Here is a 22857-nt window from a genome sequence, read left to right as displayed (position 1 = left end):
GTGTAGTGGGGGCCTATGACCCAGCGAGCATGACGGAGGAGACGGTGCTGTCGTCGCGTGCCGGGCCCTGGCTGGCCTGCTGCATCGGCTTCGTGCTGGGCACGGCCGTGCAGCTGCAGCAGGTCGCGCTGTGGCCCGCCTGGCCCTACGCCGTGTCATGTGTGGCCGGCATGGCGTTCGCGTGGCGCGGCTGGCGCCGCGGGCGGCCTGCATGGCATGGACTTGCCGCGCTGGGCGTGGCTGCATTGGCTTTCGGTTCGGTCGGCCTGCGTGCGCGGGCCTTCGATGCGCAGGCCCTGGCGCCGGCCCTGGAGGGCCGCGATCTCGTGTTGAGTGGCCGCGTGGCGGCGATGCCGCAGCCCGGCGACCTGGCCGTGCGCCTGCTGCTGGACGTGGACGCCGCGCAGCTGGACGGCGCGGCGGTGCGCGTGCCGCCACGCGTCGAACTGTCCTGGTACCGCGGCAGCCTGGACGGCGTGCCGCAGCGGCCCGCCGATGTGCTGGCCGGCGACCGCTGGACGCTGCAGGTGCGGCTGCGCGCGCCGCATGGCCAGCGCAATCCGCACGGCTTCGACTACGAACTCTGGCTCTGGGAACGTGGCGTGCAAGCCACCGGCTACGTGCGCGCAGGACCCAAGGACGCGGCGCCGCGGCTGCTGGAGCGCGGCTGGCGGCACCCGGTGGAGCGCGCGCGCCAGGCCGTGCGTGGCGCCATCTTCGCGCGCATCGCCGAGCCGGCGCGTGCCGGCGTGGTGGCCGCGCTGGCCATGGGCGACCAGGGGGCGGTGGAGCGGGCCGACTGGGACCTGTTCCGCGCCACTGGCGTGAGCCATCTCTTGAGCGTGTCGGGCCTGCACGTGACCATGTTCGCCTGGCTCGCGACTGGCTTGATCGGCTGGGCCTGGCGGCGCCTGGACCGGCTGGGCTGGGCCGCCTGCCTGTGGTGGCCGGCGCCGCATGCCGGGCTGGTCGGTGGCGTGGCGCTGGCCGCAGCCTATACCCTGTTCAGCGGCTGGGGCGTGCCGGCGCAGCGCACGCTGGTGATGCTGGCCGTGGTCGCGCTGCTGCGCCTGGCCGGGCGGCGGTGGCCCTGGCCATTGGTGTGGGCGCTGGCCGGCCTGGCGGTGCTCGCGCTCGATCCGTGGGCGTTGCTGCAGGCGGGCTTCTGGCTCAGCTTCGTCGCGGTGGGCGTGCTGTTCGCCAGCGATGCGGGGCGTGTGGCGCAGGGTGCAGTGGCGCACGTGCAGCGCCTGTTGCGCGAGCAGGCCATCGTCACGGTGGCGCTGGCGCCGCTGTCGCTGATGCTGTTCCAGCAGGTCTCTCTCGTGGGCCTGGTGGCGAACCTGCTGGCGATCCCCTGGGTCACGCTGGTGCTGACGCCGCTGGCCTTGCTGGGGGTGGCGATCGCGCCGCTGTGGGACCTGGCCGCCATGGCCACCAGCGCGATGCTGGCCGTGCTGGGCTGGCTCGCGCAATGGCCGCTGGCCAGCCTCTCGCACGCGGCCGTGCCCTTGCCTCTGGGGGCCGCGGCCTTGCTGGGCGCGGTGCTGCTGGTGCTGCGGCTGCCGCTCGGCGTGCGGCTGCTGGGCCTGCCGCTGCTGCTGCCGGCCTTGTTGTGGCAGCCGGCGCGGCCGGCACCAGGCCAGTTCGACCTGCTGGCCGCCGACATCGGCCAGGGCAATGCGGTGTTGCTGCGCACGGCCCATCACAGCCTGCTGTACGACACCGGCCCGCGCCATGGGCAGGACAGCGATGCCGGCCACCGCGTGCTGGTGCCGCTGCTGCGCGCGCTGGGCGAGCGGCTGGACCGCGTGGTCGTGAGCCATGCCGACAGCGACCACAGCGGCGGTGCCGCCACCGTGCTGGCGGCCCAGCCACAGGCTGCGCTGCTGGCGTCGCTGCCCGACGGCCATGTGCTGGCGGCGCGGTATCCCCTCACGCGCTGCGCGGCCGGCCAGCGCTGGGATTGGGACGGCGTGCGCTTCGAGGTGCTGCATCCGCCCGCGGGTGCCGCCCACGATGCCAGGCCCAACACGCTGAGTTGCGTGCTGCGTGTACAGGCGCGCGACGCGGCCGTGCTGCTGGCCGGCGACATCGAACAGGCGCAGGAACAGCAACTCGTGGCCGGTGGCGCTGAGCTGCAGGCCGACCTGTTGCTGGTGCCGCACCACGGCAGCAAGACCTCGTCGAGCACCGCCCTGTTGCAGGCGGTGGCGCCGCGCTTCGCTTTGGTGCAGGCGGGCTACCGCAATCGCTTCGGCCACCCTGCGCCCGAGGTCGTGCAGCGCTTGCAGGGGCAGGGCGCCACCGTCGTGGGGTCGCCCGCGTGCGGGGCGGCGCATTGGCGCAGCGATGTGCCGAAGCGCGTGGACTGTGCACGGGCACAGCAGCCGCGCTATTGGCAGCACCACCCGCCTTGAGCGTCTTTTTTTCGCACGCTGCACGCACGGTCGTCCGTCTCTGGCTTGCAACTTGCTATTCTCCGTACAGGAGATGGGTCCATGCTGAAATTTGACGAGATGTATACCAAGCTCCCCTACGAGTTCTTCTCGAAGGGCGAGCAGATCCGGGATCACTACAAGATCTACGACGCCTGGCTGGCGCGCCAACCCGGCGACATGATGGCCAAGCGCCGGGCCGAGGCGGAGATGATCTTCCGCCGCGTCGGCATCACCTTCGCGGTGTACGGCGCCAAGGACGAGGACGGCTCGGGCACCGAACGCCTGATCCCGTTCGACCTGATCCCGCGCATCATTCCTGCGGCCGAGTGGGCGGCGATGGAAAAGGGGCTGGTGCAGCGCGTGACCGCGTTGAACCGCTTCATCCACGACGTCTACCACGACCAGGAGATCATCAAGGCGGGCCTGATTCCCAAGGAGCAGATCGTCCAGAACGCGCAGTTCCGCCCCGAGATGGTGGGGGTGGACGTGCCCAACAACGTCTACTCGCACATCGCCGGCGTGGACATCGTGCGGGCCCCCGATGCCCAGGGCAAGGGCGAGTACTACGTGCTCGAGGACAACCTGCGCGTGCCCAGCGGTGTCAGCTACATGCTGGAAAACCGCAAGATGATGATGCGGCTGTTCCCCGATCTGTTCAGCCACCACCATGTGGCGCCGGTCGCGCACTATCCCGACCTGCTGCTCGAGACCCTGCGTGCCTCGGCACCGCCGGCCACGGCCGAGCCCACCGTCGTGGTGCTCACGCCCGGCATGTACAACAGCGCCTACTTCGAACACGCCTTCCTGGCGCAGCAGATGGGCGTCGAACTCGTCGAGGGCCAGGACCTGCTGGTCAAGGACAACTTCGTCTACATGCGCACCACGCGCGGCCCCAAGCGCGTGGACGTGATCTACCGCCGCGTGGACGACGATTTCCTGGATCCCAACGTGTTCCGCGCCAGCTCCACGCTGGGTTGCGCCGGCCTGATGGAGGCCTACAAGGCCGGCAACGTGGTGATCTGCAACGCCGTGGGCACGGGTGTGGCCGACGACAAGTCGATCTACCCCTACGTGCCCAAGATGGTCGAGTTCTACCTGGGCGAAAAGCCCATCCTGAACAACGTGCCGACCTACATGTGTCGCCAGGCCGATGACCTGAAGTACGTGCTGGACAACCTCAAGGACCTGGTCGTCAAGGAGGTGCATGGCGCCGGCGGCTACGGCATGCTGGTCGGCCCGGCCGCCACCAAGGCCGAGATCGAGGATTTCCGCAAGGCTGTCGTGGCCAACCCCGGCGGCTACATCGCCCAGCCCACGTTGTCGCTGTCGAGCTGCCCGACCTTCGTGGAAAGCGGCATCGCGCCGCGCCACATCGACCTGCGGCCCTTCGTGCTGTCGGGCAAGGAGGTGCAGATGGTGCCGGGCGGGTTGACCCGCGTGGCACTCAAGGAAGGCTCGCTGGTCGTCAATTCCTCGCAGGGCGGTGGCACCAAGGACACCTGGATCCTGGAGGACGCGAACATCCCGTTCGCCACCCCGGCGCCCACCCAACAACAAGCACAGACCTCGGGGGAATGATCCAATGCTGAGCCGCACCGCCGACCATCTCTTCTGGATGTCGCGCTACACCGAGCGCGCGGAGAACACTGCCCGGATGCTGGACGTGAACTACCAGTCCTCGCTGTTGCCGCAATCGGCCGCCGTGGCCCAACTGGGCTGGCAGGGCCTGTTGTCGATCAGCGAACTCGGCGGGCTGTACAGCAGCAAGCACGACAAGGTCAGCTCCCACGATGTCATGGAGTTCATGGTCAAGGACGAGAGCAACCCCTCGTCCATCGTCTCCTGCCTGCGTGCTGCGCGCGAGAACGCACGCGCCGTGCGCGGCAGCCTGACCACCGAGGTCTGGGAAACGGCCAACTCCACCTGGCTGGACCTCAACCGCATGCTCAAGTCCGGCGAGTTCGAGGCCGACCCGGCGCAGTTCTTCGAGTGGGTCAAGTTCCGCTCGCACCTGTCGCGCGGCGTCACGCTGGGGACCATGCTGCAGGACGATGCTTTCTACTTTCTGCGCCTGGGCACCTTCCTCGAACGCGCCGACAACACGGCGCGGCTGGTCGACGTGAAGTTCCACGCCGTGGAGAGCGACTTCTACGGCGCCGCCAGCGAGAAGGACCAGGAGTACGACTTCTACCACTGGAGCGCGATCCTGCGTTCGGTCTCGGCCTTCGAGGTCTACCGCAAGGTCTACCGCGACGTGATCACGCCCGAGCGCGTGGCCGAACTGCTGATCCTGCGCGCCGACATGCCGCGCTCGCTGCACGCCAGCTTGAACGAGGTGCTGTCCAACCTCGAGATGGTGGCGGGCAACCCCGCCAGCGAGACGCTGCGCCGTGCCGGCAAGCTGCGCGCCGACCTCAAGTTCGGCCGCATCGACGAGATCCTGGCAACCGGCCTGCACGCCTTCCTCACGCAGTTCCTGGACCGCGTGAACGAGCTGGGCAGCCACGTCAGCCGCGAGTTCCTGGTGCCCGTGCAGAACTGAGCGCCACGCTGGCGCGACCAGGCCCCGCACCCGGTCGGCCGGGGCGGGGCCTTGTGTTTGTGGGGTGCCAGCTCAGTCGGGGTCGATCACGGCACCGGCGGCATCGCCGTACTTCTCGACGAACCAGGCGTGGCTGGCCTGCGTGCCGGGCTCGTAGGGGCAGGCGTCCCGCAGGATCTTGCGCACTTCCTGCGCGGCACGCCATCGTGCCAGCGCCTGCGCATTGCCCGCGTCGGCACCGGCAGGGCGGCTGGCCAGGATGAACTGTGCCAGGCGACGATCGACTTCGAGGATGACGGTGGGCTCGGCGCGCATACAGCTGCAATAGCAAGTCCCGGGCCGCGCAGGCGGTATCAGGACTCCGGATGATCCCGGTGTTCGTCCCCAGGCGGGTGCTGCAGGAAGGCCTGGATCACCTGCTTGGCCTCGTCCAGCCTGGCCGGTTGCGGCTCGGTCAGCGTCTGGTGAAGCAGATTGGTGAATGCCTCCAGCACCATCTGTGTGCGCTCGCTCATGCCATGCTGCTGCGTGGCCTGGCGCACGCCGGGCGCTGCGCGTGCCAGGGCCTCGTGCAGCACGGTGCGCTGCGGGTGGGTCGCGGCCAGCGCGGTGGTCACCGCGGTCAGTGCCGTGACCAGGCCCAGCAGATCCTCGTTGCTGCGTTCGAGTTGTTCCAGGCGTTCTTCGATGTAGCGGTGCCCAGGTCGGCCGGTGTCAGACATGCAGTGAGGAATTCAGGGCGCAGCGCGCTCGATCAACGCCGTGATGGCGGTGAGGACAGTGACCATGGCCAGCGCGTGCAGCACGAACGCCACGCGGGCGCTGCGCCACGGCGAGCGCTCGCTCGGCGGGGAGGCTGGGAAGATCGTGGTTTTCACCAGCGGCTTTTCATGTGGGAACTCGGAGGCGCTGCGCATGGCTCGCGTTCTTGTGGGAGCGGGCAAGCATCAAGGATGCCAGAACCGCTTGTCATCCACCGAACAGAGGACGTAACAGCCGGCAAGAGTGTACTTGCCTGTGGTAAGGGGTTTCCAGCGCCGCGTGATCGTGGCATAGCATGCGGCGCATGAAAACAGGCATGAAGCAATGCGGGGCCGCGATGGCCGTGCTGGTATTGGCAGGATGCGCGGGCCTGGGCGGGCCGTCCGGTGCGCCCGGTGCGCCGGCCCCGCCGGCGAACTGCGATGCCGCTGCCGCGCAGTTCGCTGTCGGCCAGTCCTTCGGCCCGGCGCTGGAACGCGACGTGCGGGCGCGCTCGGGCGCCAGCATCGTGCGCTGGCTCAGCCCCGGCCAGGCCGTGACCATGGAGTTCAACCCGGCGCGGCTCAACCTGACGCTGGACAGCCGCAGCCGCATCACCAAGGTCGCCTGCGGCTGAACTCAACCGGCGTGCTCCAGCGCCTTGGGCGTGGGCAGCTTGGTGGGATCCTTTGGCACCTTGGTGTCGGGGCAGGCCGTCAACAGCGCCAGGGCGGCGCAGGCGGCGATGAGGACGCGGCACATGGGGTCTCCTTGGGTCAGCCATCCACCGAAGCGCTCCAGCGCTCGCCCCAGCCGCCGGTGGCGGCATCGAGATCGCGGCGTTCACGCTTGGTGGGCCGGCCGTTCTCCTGGGCCAGGGCCGGCTCGGGCGCCAACCGGCGCTGCTCGGCCTGCTGTGTGCGTGCCTGCAGGCTCTCGGGTGTTTCCTGGTAGAGCGCCTGTGCCACCGGCGCGGGGCCACGCTGGCCGCTGACGCCGAGCACAAGCACGGAGCGCAGAACCGGCCCCTGGCGCACGGAAACGGTATCGCCGGCCTTGACCTCGCGTGCGGGCTTCACGTCGTGGCCGTTGACCTGCACGCGGCCGCGCTCCACCTCGTCCGCCGAGAGCGTGCGCGTCTTGTAGAAGCGCGCTGCCCACAGCCACTTGTCGATGCGAATTCTGTCCATCGCAGCCGATTGTGCTCCCGCCGAGGGGGCTCGGCTTGTAGGCGGACAGCGCACCGTCGCAGCGCGCCGGGCCGCCCGCCGTGCACCGTTACCATGCCCCGATGCCCGCCACCGAATCCGCGTTGCCGCCCGACGCCAGCAGCATGCTGGCGCTGGCGGCGCGCTCCATGTTCCACCTGTTCTCCAGCATGAGCCAGGGCATGTTCCTGGTCGACAAGGCCGGCACCATCGTCTGGGTCAACGAGGGGTACCGGCGCTTCCTGCCGGCGCTGGGCTTTTCCAGCATCGACGAGTTCCAGGGCCATCCGGTCGAGGAGGTGATTCCCAACACCCAGATGCGCCGCGTGCTGGAGACCGGCGAGCCCATCCTGGTGGACCTGCTGACCAACAAGGCCGGCACCTTCGTGGTCAGCCGCATCCCGCTGCGGGAGGAGGACGGCCGGACCATCGGCGCCATCGGCATCGTGCTGTTCGACCAGCCCGAGACCACGCTCAAGCCGCTGATCGAGAAGTTCGCGCTGCTGCAGCGCGACCTGGACGACGCGCGCCGCGAACTGGCCAGCCAGCGCAGCCGTGCCCTGCTGCACGCCGATGGCAGCGGCCAGCGCCGCGCCAAGTACACCTTTGCCAGCTTCATCGGCGCCAGCCCGGCGGCGCTGGAGGTCAAGCGCCACGCGCGCCGTGCGGCCCAGTCGTCCAGCCCGGTGCTGCTGCTGGGCGAGACCGGCACCGGCAAGGAGCTGCTGGCCCATGCCATCCACCTGGCCTCGGCGCGCGCGCGCGGGCCCTTCGTGAGCCTGAACATCGCCGCCGTGCCCGACACCTTGCTGGAGGCGGAGTTCTTCGGCGTGTCGCCCGGCGCCTTCACCGGCGCCGACCGGCGTGGGCGCGACGGCAAGTTCAAGCTGGCCGACGGCGGCACCTTGTTCCTGGACGAGATCGGCGACATGCCGGCCGCGCTGCAGGCCAAGCTGCTGCGCGCGCTGCAGGAAGGCGAGATCGAGCCGCTGGGCTCGAACCGGCTGGTGCCCTTCGACGCGCGCGTGATCGCCGCCACCTCGCGCGACCTGCCTGCGCTGGTGCGCCAGGGGCGCTTCCGCGAAGACCTGTACTACCGGCTCAACGTGCTGCCGCTCAAGCTGCCGCCGTTGCGTGAACGCCGCGGCGACATCCCCGCGCTGGTGGAAGCGCTCAGCGAAGACCTGGCCCACCGCAGCGGTGAGGCCCCGCCCGAACTGATGCCCGATGCGCTGGCGCTGCTGGCCGGCCAGTACTGGCGCGGCAACATCCGCGAGCTGCGCAATGTGCTCGAACAGCTGGCCATGCGCAGCGACAGCCAGCGCGTGGACGCGGCCGAGGTGCGCCGCGTGCTGGCCGAGACCGGCGTGGAAGCCATCGCCGCCGCGGCGCCGCCGCCCGCACCCGAGGGCCAGGGCCACGCCGCACTGCTGCGGCCCCTGGCCACCCAGGTGGCCGAGCTGGAGGGGCTGGCCATCGCGGCGGCCATGGCCGAAACCGGTGGCAACAAGCTGGCGGCAGCCCGGCTGCTGGGCATCTCGCGCGCCACCCTGTACGGCCGGCTGCAGAGCGACACGTAAGTCCTCCTTTCATCACATCTGCGGACCGGCAATCGCTTGCAGCGTCCAGGCCCTGATAAGTTCGGCGCTCCGGCCTGACAGGCCCCGAATTTCAGGGATAGAACTTATGCGCAATCACGTGCGCGGCAGCGGACTTGCTGGCATCACCAACCTTGCCTTGCAGGCCCGTGTCCGCGAGGGCCTGGCCCCGGGCTTCGAACCCATCAGCTACCTGGAGCGGCTGCGCCGCCTGCTGGACGCGATGCACTCCTCGCGCCGCAATGCGCGCGAGTCCGAGCTGCGGGACTCGGCCTTCCCCGACCCGATCGGGCGCTTCAACATGATCAGCGGTTTCCGCTATGCGCTGGTGCCGCCGTCGCTGGTCGGCTCCAAGTCCTGGCATCTGTCGCTGAACGTGAGCTTCGACGGCGGCTGGGAGCCCTACATGCGGGTCATCTACCGCGACATCGGCCCGCTGCTGGACGCGCTGCTGTGCCACTGCGAGGGCTACCCCGGCTCGCGCACCAGCGATTTCGACACCTATTGCCGTTGGGTGCGCAGCGCCGAGCAGGACGCCGGCATCTTCTACACCGACGGCCCGGCCACGCTGGCCGACCAGCGTTACCTGGCCAGCGTGGAGCGCCTGCAGCGCGAGAGCGGCGATCCGGCGCAGGCCGACCGGGCGATTGCCGCCCACGCCGAGCCCGACGCGCTGAGCGCCACGCGCCAGGGCCTGGAGCGCATGCTCGGCGACCTGGAAGGGCTGCTGCCGCTGCACCTGCGCACGCTCAAAGGCCTGTACCGCCTGACCGGCTGGTGGGCCGGTGCCGACGGCGACATCCTGCTGCGCTTTGCGCACCTGGCGCTCAAGGGCCTGCAATCCACGCTGACCACGGACGCCTTCAACCAGCACCCCCAGGCGCCGCTCGTCAAGAAGCTGTTCGCCGACGAGCTGGCCTGGCTGGCCCGCCCGCTGCCCGAGCCGGCGCCCACCGACCGGCTGGCCTGGAACCCGGACGCGCTGCAGGCCGCCGTGCTGGGCCAGGGCCTGCGTGCCACGCACGGCGCGCTGGTCCTGCTGCGCGTGACCGATCCGCAGCGTGCCGCCGAACACCTGGCCACGCTGGCACCGCGTTGCGCCGCGCCGGCGGCGGCCGAGGGCGAGGTGCGGCTGCACATCGGCTTCACGATGGCCGGCCTGCGCGCGCTGCGCATCGACCCGGAGCGGCTGGACCGCCTGCCGGCGGAGTTCGCCGAAGGCATGGAGCCGCGCGCCGGCCTGCTGGGCGACCTGCGCGCCAACCACCCCGACCACTGGCACCGCCCGCTGCGCCATGGCGTGGACCCGGTGCGCGAGGACCGCATCGAACTCGGCGTGGTGCATGTGGCCGTCATGATGCGCACCATCGACACCGCGGACGAGGGCCATGGCCTGCACCCCCTGATCCAGGGCGCGGTGCGCGTGCTGGGGCAGGGCACGGGCCTGGCGGTGCTGGCCGTGGAGCCCACGCGCAGCCGCACCACCGCCCCCGACGGCCGCGAGCATTTCGGCTTCGTCGACGGCATCAGCCAGCCCGAGGTCGCGGCCGAACTCACGCCCGATCCGGCGCCCGACAGTTCGCCCCATCCGCGCCAGCACCAGGTGCGTCCCGGCGAACTGGTGCTGGGCTTCGCCAACGACCGTGGCGATGGCCCGTACCCGGCCGAGGCCGACGGCCTGCTGGACCGCGGCAGCTTCCTCGTCGTGCGCAAGCTGCGCCAGCGGCTGGATCACCTCCACGAGGCGCTGGAGCGCTACGCCGAAGGCGACCCCCAGCGCCGCACCGACCTGCTCGAGCGCATGATGGGCCGGCGCCAGGACGGCAAGCCGCTGGTGGCCAGCGGCCCGGGCGGCAACAACGACTTCCGCTACCGCGGTGCCGACCAGGCGCAATGCCCGTTCTCCTCGCACGTGCGGCGCGCCAACCCGCGCGACGGCCAGCCCGGCCTGCCGCGCATCCTGCGCCGTGGCATGGGCTACGGCCCGGCGTCGCTGGAAGCACCGCCCGAGGCCGACCGCGGCATCCTCTTCATGGCCTACTGCGCCAGCATCGCCGAGCAGTACGAGACCGTGCAGCGCTGGCTGGCCGGCGGCAACAGCACCGGCGTGGGCTCCACCCAGTCCGACCCGCTGTTGGGCGTACCGCGCGCAGGCCAGCCGCGCGTGTTCCGCTGGGTCGACGCCTGCGGCACGCCGCAGCGCGCCGAGCTGGGCGACAAGGCCTTCGTCGAACTGCAATGGGGCCTGTACCTGTTCGTGCCCGCACTGGCGGCACTGGAGCGGCTGTCGGACTTTCGCAGCGCGCCCGAGCCCGTGCTGGCGCCGGCGCCCGTGCCGCCCAGCGCGCTCGACGCATGGCGCACCCGGCTCGAAGACCGCGACAACGGCCGCGCCACCTGGCGTGCCGTGCGCGAGCAGCATGGTGGCGATCTGAACGCCGCGCCCTACGGCCGCCTGCTCGGCACGGCTGGCAAGGTGTTCCCGGCGCTGGCGGACGCGCGGTGCAAGCACTTTTCGGTGCAGGGCTTTGGCGAACGCATGCAGGCCTCGCTGGGCGTGAACCACCTGGGCATGGACCCGGCCGACGGCCACAAGGAAGTCGGCCCGGTGGTCAACGCGGCAGTGGCCAGCATCGGCGAAGCGCAGGCCTTCGCCGCCGCCAGCGCCGTGGCGCAGGCCGTGCTCGCCGAAACGGTGCGCGCCTCCAGCGGGGCCTTCGCACTGCGCCACCCTGACGGCCGCGTGCGCGTGGCGATCGACCTGATGGGCTTTTCCGAGCAGGTGGTCGGCGCGCTGTCCAAGCTCTGGTTCGGCCTGCCCGATGGCCAGAACATGGTCATCGGCGGGCGCAGCCCCACGCCCGATCCGCAGGGCAAGCCACGCTGCCCGGGCCACATCATCGGTCCCTCGCGCATGGTGTTCGGCGCCCACCCGCAGGTGAACGTGACGGCCGAAGGCGAGCTGCACGGGCCCATGGTGCTGCAGGCCGTGAAGGACCAGTTGGCCGGCGGCGCCTCGCCCGGCCTGGTGGCGGCCTTGCGGCCTGGGCTGGCCGCGCTGGGCGATGCCCATGGCCCGGACCTGCTGGAGCGCGAGATCACCGGGCTGCTGCTGGGCTTCGCGCCCACAGTCCATGGCAACTTCCTGACGGTCATGAAGAACTGGATCGAGGACGGCCGGCTGTGGTCGCTGCAGCAGGACCTGGCCGAGCGCGCGCTGGCCGGGGAGGGGCTGCTGGACACGGCGCGCGCGGCGCTGTGGCGGCCCATGCTGGACACCATGCAGGCCGAGCCCGTACCGCCCATGGTCTGGCGCCGCCCCGTGGTGGGCAACCGGCCCGACCCCGACGCCACCGTGGTGCTGGGCCTGGCCTCGGCGATCGAGAGCCTGCCGCCCGAGGAGCAGGCGCGGCGCGATGCGCTGCTGTTCGGCGGCGACTACTTCGCGCCCGGCAGCGACCGCTGGGGCCTGCACGCCTGCCCGGGCTCGCGCATGGGCGTGGGCGTGATGCTGGCCATGGCTTGCGCGCTGCTGCAGGCCGGCACGCTGCGGCCGACGGGCTCGCCGGTGCTGCTGATCCTCACGCCCAAGGCGGCGGTGCCGGTCGCCGCGGCCTGAAGACGCCTGCAGCGCGGCCTGTCGCTGCGGCGGTCCGCGTGCAGTTCAGAGCTGCGCGCGCAGCCGCTGCGCCTGTTCCAGATACCAGCCCATCTCCATGGTGTCGAACGCCGCCTCGGCCTGGTCCAGCAGCGCGCGCGCGCGGCTACCGTGCCCGCTGGCGGCGGCCAGCTCGGCCTCGGCCAACTGCGTCACCGCGCGCTCGTGCGCCGAGCCGCGCGCCTGGGCCACGCGGTAGGCGAAGGCCAGCTGGCGCTGCGCGGCGGCGTGCTGGCCGTTCGCATGGGCCGCGCGCGCCATCGCGCGCGCCGCCATGGCCAGGCCGATGCGGTCTTCGCGGCGGCCGCGCTGCAGGGCCAGCAGCGCGTGCCGGCGCGCCTCGTCCGGGCGGCCCAGTTGCTGCAGGCCCTCGGCCAGCCAGCCGTGGTTGAGCGAGCGGAACAGGCCGCTGTCGCGCGGCAGCACCCAGTCGGTCACGGCCACCAGGCCGTCGATGGCGGCCGGGTCGCGCCGCAGCATCCAGTCGGCATAGCCGCCGATGGCGCGCGCCACCGACAGCTGCCACAGCGAGCGCGTGAGCTCGGCGATGCGGGCGGAGGCGGCGGCGGCCTGGTGCGCGGCCTCCCAGCGGCCCTGCCACAGCAGCACGGCCGCGCGCCAGCCTTCGATGCTGGTGCCGATCTGGTGCGTGAGCCCCACGATGCACTCCTGCGCCTGGTCGAAGCATTCGGCCGCAGCGCCGAAGCGCCCCTGATCGCCCAGCACCACGCCGCGGCAGACCAGCGAGTAGGCCAGGCCCACGTTGGTGCGCCGGCCGCTGCGGTGGCTGCGCTTGACCTCGATGGCGCGGTCCAGCAGCCGGGCGGCGCGCTGGTAGCGCCCGGCCGCGGTGTGGGCCTCGCCCAGCGAGGCCACGACCTGGGTGGCCAGCGGCGCGTCGCCAGCGGCCTCGGCCTCGCGCAGGGCCTGTTCGCCGTGGCGGATGGCCAGGCGCGGCTCGCCCAGCGCGTAGTGCACGCAGCCCAGCCAATGGCGGGCGCGCGCCACGCGCCCGAGGTCGCCATGGCGCTGGGCCAGCAGCACGGCGCGCTCGGCCAGCGCGATCTGGCCGCGCTCGGGTTCGAACATGCAGACCATGGCGAGCCGCTCGACGATGTCGACCCAGCGCAGCGCGCGCTCGCCCGCCAGCTCGCCGCGCTCCAGCGCGGCCAGCGCGGCGTGGAAGTGGGCGCGCGCGCGGTCCAGCGCCGAGACGGCCAGCGCGCGGTCGCCGGCCAGCTCGGCATAGTGCGCCTCCAGCGCCGGATCGCCACCGGCGCCGAAGTGCAGGGCCAGGGCCTCGGCGTCCTCGTCGCCGCCGCCCTGGGCCTGCCGCATGAGCGCCACGGCGATGCGCAGGTGCAGCCACTGGCGCTGCAGCAGGCCGACCGAGGCGTACACCACGTCGCGCGTGACGCCATGCTTGAAGCGCAGCGTGCCGGCGTGCTCGCCCGGGAACAGGAAGTCCTGCTCGGCCAGCTCGCGCAGCAGCGGGCTGTCGGGCGCATGGCCGGTGATGCGCGCGAGGAGCCAGGCCGGCACGGTGTTGCCGATCACGGCCGCGGTGCGCAGCATGTCCACCAGCGGCGCGGCCAGGCCGTGCACGCGCGATTCGATGAGCTGGTTGATCCAGCCGGCCGGGCTGGGCGGCGGCGCCAGCCGGCCGCTGTCGCCATGGGCGGCGGAATGGCACAGCTCCTCGATGAACAGCGGGTTGCCGCCGGCACGGGCACAGATCTGCGCCACCACGAAGGGGTCGGCGCCGGGCAGGTAGGCGGCCACGGCCTCGGCGGCCGTGGCCTGGCCGAGCGGCGCCAGCGTGAAGGCGTCGAAGCCCGGCGTGGCCGGCGCGGCCGCGCTGCCGACCACGCGCCGCGTCAGCACCACCAGCAGGCGCAGTCCGGCCTGGCGCTGGATGCCGGCCAGCACCTGGTGCGAGGCGTCGTCGGCCCACTGCCAGTCGTCGATGAACAGCACCAGCGGCTGCTCGGCCGCCAGCCGCACGAAGGCGGCCGCGAAGGCATGCGGCCGCGCCGGCAGCTCGGCCGTGCCGAGCGATTGCATCATCTGGCGGAACGGCTGCAGCGGCGCGGCGCCCAGGCCGCTGTCGCAGCTGCCGCGCAGCACGCGGCAGTCCCGCTGGTGGGCGTGGTGCAGGAACTCCTCGACCAGCCGCGTCTTGCCGATGCCGGGCGGGCCAGCCACCTCGACACCGGCCGGGGCACCGGCGCAGGCCGCGTCCAGCGCGCGGGCCAAGCGTTCGAACTCGGCCTGCCGGCCCACCAGCGGCGCCTGCTTGCGGCTGCGCGCCTGCACGCCGGCCAGGGTCTCGGACTGGGTGCCAATGCGGTAGACCAGGATCGGCGCGTCGCGGCCCTTGACCATCAGCATGCTGGGCGCGCCGGCACCGAAGAAGCGGCGCGCCGGGCCCAGCGTCTCGTCGCTGACCACGATCTCGTGCGGGCCGGCGGCGTCCGACAGGCGGGCCGCGATGTTGGGCACCGTGCCCATGAGTTCGAAGCGGCCGCGCTCGATGTCGCCATCGCCGATCAGCACCAGGCCGGCGTGGATGCCGGTGTGCAGCTGCAGCGCGAAACCCGCCGGCAGCCGCGGTGCCAGCCGGCCGACGGCGCGGTGCAGCGCCAGCGCGGCCTCGACCGCGCGGCGTCCGGCTTCCTCGTGCGGCACCGGGTGGCCGAACATGGCCAGCAGGCCGTCGCCCTGCACGCGCACGATGCTGCCGCCCCAGCGCGGCACGGTCTCCTGGTAGGCGATGCGCAGCATGGACAGCAGCGCGGCATACTGCTCGGCCTCCATGGCACCGGCCAGTTCGGTCGAGCGCGACAGGTCGGAGAACAGCAGCGTGACGTAGTGACGGCGCTGCACCACGGCCGGGTCCGTAGCGGGGGCGGAGGCAGGGGCGGGCGGCAGCGTTTCGATCATGGGGCGGCGCTGCGGCGTTGCAGCGCATCAGACATGTCGGCAAGGTGTTGTCGTTGGGCCACGTGGGATGTTACAGGGCGATGCAGCCATGTGGCGCCCCATTTGGCCGGGGCGCACAGGTGCAACCGGTTCATGCCTGGCCACGCCGGATGGCGTCGGCCCGCAACGCGATCGCCGCGCGTTCGGCGTCGGGCAGCCGTGCCTGGTCCTGCACCTGGGCGTGCAGGCGCGGGTGCGTGGCGAAGCGCTCCGCGTGGCGTGCCAGGAAATCCCAGTACAGCGTGGTGAACGGGCAGGCGGTCTCGCCGGTGCGTTCGGCGGGCCGGAAGCGGCAGTGCCGGCAGTGGTCGCTCATGCGCGCGATGTACTGACCGCTGGCCACATAGGGCTTGCTGCCCAGGAGGCCGTCATCGGCGAACTGGCTCATGCCCAGCGTGTTGGGCAGTTCCACCCATTCCACCGCATCCACATAGACCGCCAGGTACCAGGCGTGGACCTGCCGGGGCTCCACACCCAGCAGCAGCGCGTACAGGCCGGTGACCATCAGCCGCTGGATGTGGTGGGCATAGCCCAGGTCCAGCGTCTGGGTAATGGTGTCGCGCAGGCAGGCGCGGTCGGTCTCGCCAGTCCAGTACCAGGGCGGCAGGTCCGCATGCGCGCCCAGTGCGTTGCGCTCCAAATACGTGGGCATCTCGCGCCAGTAGATGCCGCGCACGTACTCGCGCCAGCCCAGGATCTGGCGGATGAAGCCCTCGGCGCAGGCGATCGGCACGTCGCCGGCGCGGTACGCCGCTTCGGCACGCGCGATCACCTCCCGTGGGTCGAGCAGCTTGAGGTTCAGCGCCGCACTCAGCTGCGCGTGGTAGAGCCAGGGCTCGCCGCCCCACATGGCGTCCTGCCAGTGGCCGAACAAGGGCAGCCGCTCGGCGACGAAGGCGTCGAGCGCCTGCAGGGCCTGCGTGCGCGTGACGGGCCATGCGAAAGCGTCGAGCCGGCCCGGGTGGCCGGCGAAGCGCGTGCGCACGAGCGCGATGACCTCCTGCGTGGTGGCGTCTGGCGGAAAGTTCGCAGGTGGCGGCAGGAAGCCAGGGCCGTTGCGGCCGAACGCGGCGCGGTTGTCGGCGTCGAAGTTCCAGGCGCCGCCGGCCGGTGCGTCGCCGTCCATGAGCACGCGGTGGCGCCGGCGCATGGCGCGGTAGAAGTGCTCCATCACCAGCCCGCTGCGGCCCTGGGCGTAGCGCTGGAAGGCGGCCAGTGAGCACAGGAAGTGCCGGTCCTCACGCTCGTCCAGCGGCACGCCGGCACCGGTGGCCACGGCGCGCAGCGCCTCACGCACGCGCCACTCGCCGGGCTGCACCAGCACCACGGCGGCGGGGCGCAGCCGCGCCAGCGTTGCGCCCAGTTCGTTGGCCAGCGTGCCGCGGTTGCCGGGGTCGTCCAGCCGGCGGTAGTCCACGGGAAAGCCCTCGCCGCGCAGCGCGTCGGCGAAGTGGCGCATGGCGGCCAGGAACATGGCGATGCGTGGCTGGCCGCTCCAGACCTGGGTGGACTCTTCGGCCACCTCGGCCATCCAGACCCGGTCCTGCGTGGGGTCGAAGGCGTCGAAGGCGGGCGAGTGGCGGTCGAGCTGGTCGCCCAGAACCACCACCAGATGGCGCAGCGGCGGGGGCAGCGCAGCCATGCTCAGAGCCAGGCTTCCTGCTCGGCCTTGCGGCCGGCCTGCCGCATGCTGTCGCACAGCGCACGCAGCGCCGCGGGCATGGCAGCACGTTGTGCCAGGCGGTCCAGCAGCTGGTGGTCGTGCGCGTTCAGCGGCCAGTGCTGGACTGTGGCCAGCAGCTGGCTGGGATCCATCTCGTGCGGCGCCCAGTCCAGTCCACGGGCGTCCCACAGTGCGCCGGCGGTGCAGGCGATGTCCACGCCGGCGGGGTCGATGTCGGCGCTGATCCAGGCCGGTGCGGGCGCCAGCGCGAGCAGCCGGTCCATGGCCTGCAGCCAGGCCGCGGAGGGCCGCCCGGGCAGCCAGGCCAGGGCCAGGCCGGGCCGGCGCAGCTGGGCCTGGCGTTCGAAGCTGGCGCGGTTCTCGATCAGCCACCAGCGCACCGGTGCGCTGGTGGCGTCGGTGCGCAGCACGTCGGCCAGCGGCAGGCCCAGGCAGCGCAGCGGGGCCAGGTCCACCGCATGCGCCTGCCACTGCAGCCGCAGCGCGCCGGCCAGCCAGAGCATGGGCGCGAAGCGCGCGATGCGCCGGCGCTCCAGGTCGAACTGGCCCTCCAACCAGCGCCAGTCGGCGTGCGTCAGGGCCTTGGTGCCACCGCCCGCGCGCAGTGCGAAGTCGCGGCGCGTGCCCTGGGCTGCGTCGTCGTGCCAGGCGGCGATGGCCTGCAGCAAGGCCAGCCGTGTGGCCAGCAGATCCGGGCGCAGGGCGGTGTCCTGCACCAGTTGGGCCAGCGCGGCCGCCAGTTCGTCCAGCAGGTCCGGGTCCAGCGCGTCGGCATTGGCAGCGTCGCTGCGGGCCTGCAGCCAGTCCTGGGCCTGGGCCAACTGCAGCGCGCGCTGGTCCTTGCGCTGGCGCGGGCTGGAGACGTCCAGCAAGGCCTGCAGCCGCGGCAGGTCGCGCCAGACCAGGGTCTCCCATTGCCAGCGCCCGCCGACCAGCTGTTCGCGCCGCGCGATCCAGCCCTCGCGCAGCAGCAGTTCGCACAGGGCTTCGGCATCTTCGATGCGCTCGCCGCGGATGGCCGCGAGCAGCGTGGTGCGTCGGCGTTCGGGGCTGTCCTTGGCGGCCCAGCGGCGCAGCAACGCGCGCTGCTCAGGCGCCAGCAGTGGCAGCCGATCCGGCACCGCCAGCTGGGCCTGGCGTTCGCGCCGTTCGCGGCCGCGGGCGGTGTCGGTCCAGTCCATCAGGCCGTGGCCGGCGCACGCCGCTGCAGCACGCCGATGGGCGGCGCCCAGCGCGCCTCGCGCGGCTTCTTGGACGTGACCAGCGTGATGTCGGCCGGTTCGAACACCTCCACGTTGTGCGTGATCGGCGTGGTCAGCACGTACTGCGCACGCGTGGACTTGAGGAAATGGCCGACCAGCTGGATGTTGCGCACGTCCAGGTGCGCGAAGGGCTCGTCGATGAACACGAAGCCGCCTGGCATCTCCTCGTCCTTGAGCAGGCCGACCAGCAGGATCAGCGACTTGATGACCTGCTGGCCGCCCGAGGCCTCGCCGTCGTTCAGGCCGATCTGGCCCTTGCCGTCGAAGTTGAAGCCGACCTTGAGTTCGGCCTGGCGCAGCACGGTGTCGTCGTTGTCCAGGTGCGGCAGCTCGGCGTTGACCTCCACGCCGGCCAGGAGGCCCAGTTCGACGATGTTCTTGCGGTAGCGGCGCACGGTGGTGCGCAGCACATCGATGTAGCGCGCGCGGGCGTTGTCCACGGCCACGCCGGCCATGGCATTGCTGGCCTTGCGCTCGGCCAGTTGCTGCTGCTGGGTGCCGACCGTGGCCTGCATGAGTTGCTGGCGCTCCTCGACGCTGGCATCGAGCTCCCACTGGCCTTCGGCGAGTTCCTTCTCGATGGCGCTGGTGCGCAGCCTGGCCTGGGTGGCGTTGCCATAGCGCTCGCGCAACGCGGCCAGGGTGGCGGGCGCGATCCAGCGCGCCGGAAAGCGCTGCTTGTCCGCGCGCGAGCGGTCGGCGCGCTCGCGCTGGGCCGTGAAGCGCTCGCCCCATTCGCGCGCGTGGCGCTGGGCCTCGCCCTCGCTCGCCGCCAGCTGGCGCTGCAGGCTCTGGTACTGGGTCTGGGCCTGCTGCTGGCCCAGCACCGCCTGCGTATGCGCAAGGTCGGCCTGCTGCCAGCGCGTGCCGGCTTCGATGCGGGCCTGCTTGAGTGCCGGCAGCTGCTGGCGGGCCTGGGCGAAGGCCTCGCCGCGGCGGACCAGTTCCTCGGCCGCGCGGTGGCCGCGGCTGGCCTGCAGCGCGGCGTCGAGCTGGCGCTGCACCTCGGTCTGCTCCCTGGCGACGGGCAGCATGCCGGTGTCGATCTGCGCCAGCCGGCGTTCGATGGAGTCGCGCTGGGAGGCCAGCGCTGCGGCGCCGAACTGGTGTTCGCCGGGGTCGACCCAGACGCTGCGGCCGCCGCGGCCGTCGCGCCAGTAGGCCTGCGGCGTGATCCACTCACCGCCCTGCTGCAGGCCGGCCTGCGTGTCGTCCACACGGCGGATCTGCGCCAGCTGCTTGAGCAGCCACACCGGCGCAGGTGCCGAGAAGCGCAGCACGGCCAGCAGGCTGTGCGACGGTGCATCCCGGGGTGCCGCGGCGGACTCGGCCACCAGGTAGTGGCGGTAGCGCTCGCGCTCGGCCAGCGCCATGGCGCGTGGCGCGTCGCCGGCCTGTGCCAGCACCACGACCCAGCGCGCGCTGCGCAGCACGCCTTCGGCGGCGGCGCGCCAGCGCTCGTCGCTGATCTCGACCACGTCGGCCATCACGTGGTGGCCGATGTTCTCCTGCCGCAGCACCCGCAGGAAGCGCTGCACCTCGGCCGGCGGCGGCGCCTGGTGCTGGCCTTGCAGCCGCTCCAGCGCCGCCTGCGCAGCGCGGCGCTGGCCGCTCAGTTCGTGCCATTGGTCGGCGAGGGCGGCCTTGCGTTCCTCCAGCGCGCGCACGCGCTCGGCCAGCTGCGCGGCGTCGCTCTCCACGGCCGCCAGGGCCTGCAGTTCGTCGGCCTGCTGCACCAGGGCTTCCACCGGCCGCTCGGCATCGCGGGCCTGCTGCTGCGCGGCCTGGGCGGCGGTCTTGGCGGCCTCGCGCAGGCGCACCTGCTCGGTGGCTTCGCGCTGCTTTTCCACCAACTGCAGCAGCTGGCGCTGGATCTCGCCGCGCCGGCGCGTCTCGGCCGCGTGGTGCACGCGCTGGCGGTGCAGTTCCCGCAGCCTGGTGGCGGTCTCCAGCCGCTCCTCGTGCCAGGCCAGCACCGGCATGACCTCGGTGGCCAGCAGTTCGCGCTCGCGCAGCTTGGCCTGGTGCTGGCGGTACAGGTTCACGCGCGCGTCCAGCTGGGCCAGCTGGGCCTGGCCATGCGCAAGCTCGCGTTCGGCCGTCTCGACCTCGGCCGTCAGCTCGCGCTGGTGCTGGCGTGCCTCCTCGTAGCGGTCCAGCACCTCCTGGTCGCCGAACACGTCGAACACCAGGCGCAGCAACTCCTTGGGCGAGTACTCGCATAGCCGGTCGGTCTGGCCCTGCTCCAGCGCCAGCACACGCGCAATGGCGCGCGACAGGCCCGCGCCTTCGAGCCGGCGGCGCCAGTGTTCCAGGCCGAGCCAGTCCTTGGCCGGTGCGTCGACCAGCGTCTCGATGGGCACATCGCCATCGGTCATCAGGTAGCGGCGTTGCCAGTCGCCGCCGTTGCGTTCGATGCGGCAGGCCAGCGTGACCTGGTCGGCGTAGAGCAGGTTGCGCGCGAACGGCCGGCTCCCGGCCTGGCGGCCGCGCGGCCGGTTCTCCACCGTGGCGCGCAGCCAGGTGGTGTCGGCGTTCGCATGGCGCGCATAGGTCTTGTAGCTGCGGCCGCCCGAGCAGTCCAGGCCCAGCAGCGTGCGCATGGCGTCCAGCAGCGTGGTCTTGCCCGAGCCGTTGGGGCCGGCCACGGTGATGATGGCGCCGTCCAGCGGCAGCGTGAGCCGCTGGCAGTAGTCCCACTGCAGCAGTTCCAGGCTTTGCAAGTGGAACATCAGGCGGCCTCCCCGGCAGATGGCGCGGCCTCGGCCTGGGCCCGTGTGCGCGCCAGCACGTCGCCGAGCGCGCCATCCAGGATGCGCTGGGCCAGCTGGTCGTAGTCCAGCAGCAGGTCCAGCAGCGGGCCTTCGGCGATGTCGTCGCCACGCCGATGGATGAAGCCGTGCGTCTCCAGCCGCTTGAGGTTGGCGTCCAGCCGGGTCTTCTTGCCGAGCTGGTTGCCGAAGTCGGCCAGCAGGGTCTTGTAGGCCACCAGCGGGCTGGCGACCGCAGCGCTGGGCAGCGGGCGTTCGGTGCGGAACATCTCGGCCTGCTCGTCGCCCGCTGCGCTGGCGGCGCGGGCGGCCTGGCGCTCGCGCTTGGGCAGCACGATCAAGGCCCACAGCACCACCAGCAGCGACTGCGCGTCGCGCGGCAGCTCCAGGTTGTTGTTGGCCGCCAGGCCGGCCTCGCCGAACACCGCGGTCTCTGCACTGCGCAGCAGCGCCACGGCCACGTGGTCGGCATGGATGTTGTCCACCAGGCGCAGGCCGACCTCGGCCAGGCGCTGCTGCGTGGCTTGCCAGAGTTCGGCATCGATCAGCGCGCGGCGCACGCGCGGGTGTTGGCGCGGCAACCAGCGGCGGGCCAGCAATTCGGCCGCGAGCAGGGCAGCGTCGTCCAGGGGGGTGCTCATGGAGTGGGGGCGTCGGGAATGAGTTGGCCAGCGCTGATGGCGGCGACATGGGCATCGTCGACCGGTTGCACCTGCGGCTGCAGTTCGGCATGCCAGGCGGTGCGGGCGAGGTCGCCGGTCTGGCCGTTCAGCGTGCGGGCCTGGGCATCGCCCAGCAAGGGCAGCAGCTGCATGCGGTAGGCGGCCTGGGCGAAGCGGCCGCCCAGCACGGCGGCGGTCAGGGGTTGCGGCGCGGGTTCGGTGCTCCATGCCGTGAGCTGCGCGATCAGCGCGCCGAGTTCTTCGGGCATGCGCAGTGTCTCCAGCAGACCGGCCGCGGCCTCGGCCGGCGGCGGCAGACGCTGGGCGCGCAGCGGGTCGGGCCGGTCGCGTTCGAACTCGCCCTCGGCCACGTCCACGAGTTCCTGGGCGCTGACGAACACCGGCCGCACGCCGGTGGCGAGGGCGCCGTCCGCCAGGCTGTGCAGCGCAGCCTGCGACTGCAGCCAGTGCCGCACGTCCGAACTCGTGATGCCGGTGCTGCCCAGCGTCACGCGCTGGCGGTCGGCCTGCTGCAGCGCACGTGTGAACTGGCTGGCCATGGACAGCAGCCTGGCCTGGCTGTGGCCTAGCGCACGCGCCTCGCGTTCCAGCCGTGGGTCGCCGTGCTCGCTGCGGATCAGTGCCGTGAGCGCCTCGCCAGCGCGGTCGACCAGTTTCAGCGCGCGCTCGAAGCGGGGCTGGGCTGCGCGCAGCTGCACCTCGGAGCCGCTGGCGATGGCGTCGGCGAACTGGTCGTGCAGCCGCGCCAGTTGCGCGTGCAGGTGCTTGATCTGGCCCGCGTCGGACAGGCCCAGCGCCTGGGCGCCGGCGACCTGGGCCAGCAGGGCGGCCATCTCGTCGTCGTCGCTCGCCGTGCGTGCGAGGGGGGCGAGCACGGCCTGGACCTGCTGGGCCAGGGCCGGCAGTTCGTAGTCCTGCGTCGTGGCGTTCCAGGCCAGCAGGCCGACGTCGCGCAGGCGCTTGAGCACCAGCTCCAGCGCTTCGGGCCGCAGCGCGTGGAACAGCTGCTGGAGTTCGTCGCGCTGCAGCCGGCCCCGGGGGAGGCTGGCGATTTCGAGGAAGGCCCACACGCGCAGCCGTGCCGCGGCGGCGCTGCCCGAGAACAGGCCACGCAGGGCGTCCAGCACCGGCAGCCGCTGTTCCAGGGCGAAGCCCAGGGCCGATTCGGCGGCAAGTGCCGGGTCGCGGAAGTAGCCTTCGAAGCTGCCGGACTCGGGTTCGTCCGACGGGGGAGGCAGTTGCATGGCGGGGGATTCTGCATGAGGCCAGCGGCGCCCTGGCCAGTGG

The 22857-nt window shown here is 72.1% G+C and carries 17 protein-coding genes; 6 read left to right on the top strand and 11 right to left on the bottom strand.

The window, feature by feature from the left end:
* The first annotated feature begins 29 nt into the window (after positions 1–29).
* From ASF45_RS02105 to ASF45_RS02095, 3 genes are all read left to right on the top strand, one after another.
* Positions 30–2420 carry a DNA internalization-related competence protein ComEC/Rec2 gene (locus tag ASF45_RS02105; protein WP_056656125.1) on the top strand — a complete coding sequence of 797 codons (2391 nt, stop codon included), beginning with the start codon at positions 30–32 and terminating at the stop codon, positions 2418–2420.
* An 81-nt stretch (positions 2421–2501) separates the two neighbouring features.
* Positions 2502–4019, top strand: a complete 1518-nt coding sequence (locus ASF45_RS02100; RefSeq protein ID WP_056656122.1) for a circularly permuted type 2 ATP-grasp protein — start codon at positions 2502–2504, stop codon at positions 4017–4019.
* Between the two features lie 4 nt (positions 4020–4023).
* Entirely contained in the window at positions 4024–4983 is a 960-nt protein-coding gene (locus tag ASF45_RS02095) for an alpha-E domain-containing protein (RefSeq protein ID WP_056656118.1), read from the top strand.
* Positions 4984–5055: 72 nt separating this feature from the next.
* Here ASF45_RS02095 and ASF45_RS02090 read toward each other — a convergent pair whose 3' ends face one another.
* The 3 genes from ASF45_RS02090 to ASF45_RS02080 are packed head-to-tail and all read right to left on the bottom strand — an operon-like array spanning position 5056 to position 5900.
* Positions 5056–5298: a hypothetical protein gene (locus ASF45_RS02090; protein ID WP_056656116.1), complete on the bottom strand. Its 243-nt coding sequence runs from the start codon at positions 5296–5298 to the stop codon at positions 5056–5058.
* Between the two features lie 38 nt (positions 5299–5336).
* Positions 5337–5705 carry a hypothetical protein gene (locus ASF45_RS02085; RefSeq protein WP_056656113.1) on the bottom strand — a complete coding sequence of 123 codons (369 nt, stop codon included), beginning with the start codon at positions 5703–5705 and terminating at the stop codon, positions 5337–5339.
* Between the two features lie 12 nt (positions 5706–5717).
* Positions 5718–5900 (bottom strand): hypothetical protein, encoded by a 183-nt coding sequence (locus tag ASF45_RS02080; protein ID WP_056656111.1) that lies wholly within the window; start codon positions 5898–5900, stop codon positions 5718–5720.
* Between the two features lie 161 nt (positions 5901–6061).
* Between ASF45_RS02080 and ASF45_RS02075 the strand changes: the two genes are divergently transcribed.
* Positions 6062–6361: an I78 family peptidase inhibitor gene (locus tag ASF45_RS02075; protein ID WP_235580782.1), complete on the top strand. Its 300-nt coding sequence runs from the start codon at positions 6062–6064 to the stop codon at positions 6359–6361.
* A gap of 2 nt (positions 6362–6363) precedes the next feature.
* On the opposite strand, the gene ASF45_RS36795 is transcribed toward ASF45_RS02075, so the two are convergent.
* Positions 6364–6486, bottom strand: coding sequence for a hypothetical protein (locus ASF45_RS36795; RefSeq protein WP_255357754.1), 123 nt, complete (start codon positions 6484–6486; stop codon positions 6364–6366).
* Positions 6487–6500: 14 nt separating this feature from the next.
* The gene (locus tag ASF45_RS02070) at positions 6501–6914 is read right to left on the bottom strand and encodes an RNA-binding S4 domain-containing protein (RefSeq protein ID WP_056656105.1); all 414 of its coding nucleotides are present in this window, start codon (positions 6912–6914) and stop codon (positions 6501–6503) included.
* 101 nt (positions 6915–7015) lie between these two features.
* Between ASF45_RS02070 and ASF45_RS02065 the strand changes: the two genes are divergently transcribed.
* Positions 7016–8512, top strand: a complete 1497-nt coding sequence (locus tag ASF45_RS02065; protein WP_056656101.1) for a sigma-54-dependent Fis family transcriptional regulator — start codon at positions 7016–7018, stop codon at positions 8510–8512.
* 106 nt (positions 8513–8618) lie between these two features.
* Positions 8619–12149, top strand: coding sequence for a Dyp-type peroxidase domain-containing protein (locus ASF45_RS02060; RefSeq protein ID WP_056656098.1), 3531 nt, complete (start codon positions 8619–8621; stop codon positions 12147–12149).
* A 45-nt stretch (positions 12150–12194) separates the two neighbouring features.
* Here ASF45_RS02060 and ASF45_RS02055 read toward each other — a convergent pair whose 3' ends face one another.
* The 6 genes from ASF45_RS02055 to ASF45_RS02030 form a co-directional block, all read right to left on the bottom strand.
* Positions 12195–15131, bottom strand: coding sequence for an AAA family ATPase (locus ASF45_RS02055; RefSeq protein ID WP_056656095.1), 2937 nt, complete (start codon positions 15129–15131; stop codon positions 12195–12197).
* A gap of 130 nt (positions 15132–15261) precedes the next feature.
* Positions 15262–16812, bottom strand: coding sequence for a cryptochrome/photolyase family protein (locus ASF45_RS02050; RefSeq protein ID WP_056656092.1), 1551 nt, complete (start codon positions 16810–16812; stop codon positions 15262–15264).
* Positions 16813–16814: 2 nt separating this feature from the next.
* Positions 16815–18035 (bottom strand): DUF2399 domain-containing protein, encoded by a 1221-nt coding sequence (locus tag ASF45_RS02045; protein WP_056656089.1) that lies wholly within the window; start codon positions 18033–18035, stop codon positions 16815–16817.
* The gene (locus ASF45_RS02040) at positions 18035–20848 is read right to left on the bottom strand and encodes an ATP-binding protein (RefSeq protein ID WP_056656087.1); all 2814 of its coding nucleotides are present in this window, start codon (positions 20846–20848) and stop codon (positions 18035–18037) included. Before ASF45_RS02040 ends, ASF45_RS02045 begins: the two co-directional genes overlap by 1 nt.
* Positions 20848–21528, bottom strand: coding sequence for a hypothetical protein (locus tag ASF45_RS02035; RefSeq protein ID WP_056656084.1), 681 nt, complete (start codon positions 21526–21528; stop codon positions 20848–20850). Before ASF45_RS02035 ends, ASF45_RS02040 begins: the two co-directional genes overlap by 1 nt.
* Positions 21525–22814 carry a hypothetical protein gene (locus ASF45_RS02030; protein ID WP_056656082.1) on the bottom strand — a complete coding sequence of 430 codons (1290 nt, stop codon included), beginning with the start codon at positions 22812–22814 and terminating at the stop codon, positions 21525–21527. The genes ASF45_RS02035 and ASF45_RS02030 overlap by 4 nt, the downstream gene beginning before the upstream one ends.
* Positions 22815–22857: the final 43 nt, after the last annotated feature.

The sequence above is a fragment of the Pseudorhodoferax sp. Leaf265 genome (assembly GCF_001422365.1).
Classification (GTDB): Bacteria; Pseudomonadota; Gammaproteobacteria; order Burkholderiales; family Burkholderiaceae_C; genus Pseudorhodoferax.
The sequence above is the reverse complement of the archived record's forward strand: the minus strand, read 5'-3'. Positions and strand labels throughout refer to the sequence as shown.

Coding starts and splice junctions, on each gene's coding strand:
- ASF45_RS02090 (WP_056656116.1), bottom strand. CDS start 5,298: ATGCGCGCCGAGCCCACCGTCATCCTCGAAGTCGATCGTCGCCTGGCA.
- ASF45_RS02085 (WP_056656113.1), bottom strand. CDS start 5,705: ATGTCTGACACCGGCCGACCTGGGCACCGCTACATCGAAGAACGCCTG.
- ASF45_RS02035 (WP_056656084.1), bottom strand. CDS start 21,528: ATGAGCACCCCCCTGGACGACGCTGCCCTGCTCGCGGCCGAATTGCTG.
- ASF45_RS02080 (WP_056656111.1), bottom strand. CDS start 5,900: ATGCGCAGCGCCTCCGAGTTCCCACATGAAAAGCCGCTGGTGAAAACC.
- ASF45_RS02055 (WP_056656095.1), bottom strand. CDS start 15,131: ATGATCGAAACGCTGCCGCCCGCCCCTGCCTCCGCCCCCGCTACGGAC.
- ASF45_RS02060 (WP_056656098.1), top strand. CDS start 8,619: ATGCGCAATCACGTGCGCGGCAGCGGACTTGCTGGCATCACCAACCTT.
- ASF45_RS02100 (WP_056656122.1), top strand. CDS start 2,502: ATGCTGAAATTTGACGAGATGTATACCAAGCTCCCCTACGAGTTCTTC.
- ASF45_RS02070 (WP_056656105.1), bottom strand. CDS start 6,914: ATGGACAGAATTCGCATCGACAAGTGGCTGTGGGCAGCGCGCTTCTAC.
- ASF45_RS02050 (WP_056656092.1), bottom strand. CDS start 16,812: ATGGCTGCGCTGCCCCCGCCGCTGCGCCATCTGGTGGTGGTTCTGGGC.
- ASF45_RS02030 (WP_056656082.1), bottom strand. CDS start 22,814: ATGCAACTGCCTCCCCCGTCGGACGAACCCGAGTCCGGCAGCTTCGAA.
- ASF45_RS36795 (WP_255357754.1), bottom strand. CDS start 6,486: ATGTGCCGCGTCCTCATCGCCGCCTGCGCCGCCCTGGCGCTGTTGACG.
- ASF45_RS02095 (WP_056656118.1), top strand. CDS start 4,024: ATGCTGAGCCGCACCGCCGACCATCTCTTCTGGATGTCGCGCTACACC.
- ASF45_RS02045 (WP_056656089.1), bottom strand. CDS start 18,035: ATGGACTGGACCGACACCGCCCGCGGCCGCGAACGGCGCGAACGCCAG.
- ASF45_RS02105 (WP_056656125.1), top strand. CDS start 30: ATGACGGAGGAGACGGTGCTGTCGTCGCGTGCCGGGCCCTGGCTGGCC.
- ASF45_RS02065 (WP_056656101.1), top strand. CDS start 7,016: ATGCCCGCCACCGAATCCGCGTTGCCGCCCGACGCCAGCAGCATGCTG.
- ASF45_RS02075 (WP_235580782.1), top strand. CDS start 6,062: ATGAAGCAATGCGGGGCCGCGATGGCCGTGCTGGTATTGGCAGGATGC.
- ASF45_RS02040 (WP_056656087.1), bottom strand. CDS start 20,848: ATGTTCCACTTGCAAAGCCTGGAACTGCTGCAGTGGGACTACTGCCAG.